The sequence below is a fragment of the Mesorhizobium sp. M0244 genome (assembly GCF_040321795.1).
In the GTDB taxonomy this organism is placed as follows: Bacteria; Pseudomonadota; Alphaproteobacteria; order Rhizobiales; family Rhizobiaceae; genus Mesorhizobium.
Genome location: NZ_JAMYSE010000243.1, coordinates 1 through 573, shown reverse-complemented (window position 1 = coordinate 573; position 573 = coordinate 1). Strand labels below are relative to the sequence as shown.

The window sequence follows — 573 nt, the reverse complement described above, 5'->3', positions numbered from 1 at the left end:
GCTTCGATCAGAGCCGCGTAGAGCGCGATCGCATAGTGTCCGATCGACAGCAGGAAGCGGTCGCGTCCCTCCCACAACGTGTCCTCCGGCCGGTAACGAAGCGCATGGAAATAGGCGACGGCAAGCACGTCGGCGACACCCAGCGCCTGTCCGACATAACCTTGGCCCTGGACTTGACCCATCCGCACGGCGTGTCGGCGGATACGATAGGCTCGTTCGGCCAGGCTGACATTGCTGCCAGCGCGAGGCATCTCAAGCTCCGTTGTCCACTCAGCCATGGATTAGCATCCCACCGTTGACATCGATCACGGTGCCGGTGATGTAGCTGGCCAGATCGGAAGCCAGGAAGAGATAGGCGCCGGCTACGTCGCGCGCCTCGCCCAGCCGGCTGAGCGGGATTCCCTTGATGATGTCGGCGCGCATGGCGTTGGTCAGTTTGCCGCCGGTGATGTCGGTCTGGATCAGGCCCGGTGTGATGCAGTTGACGCGGATGCCTTCGGGACCGAATTCGCGCGCCATGGCCTTGGCAAGCCCCAGAACACCCGCCTTGGCAGCCGAATAGTGCGGGCCACC

2 protein-coding genes are annotated in these 573 nt (G+C 63.7%); both read right to left on the bottom strand.

Annotated features, from left to right (window positions below):
- The coding region (locus tag NKJ08_RS38875) for a thiamine pyrophosphate-binding protein (RefSeq protein ID WP_502906397.1) at positions 1–251 on the bottom strand (251 nt) is incomplete at its 3' end.
- Positions 252–270: 19 nt separating this feature from the next.
- On the bottom strand, positions 271–573 hold a 303-nt coding region (locus NKJ08_RS38870), incomplete at its 5' end, for an SDR family oxidoreductase (protein ID WP_352786435.1).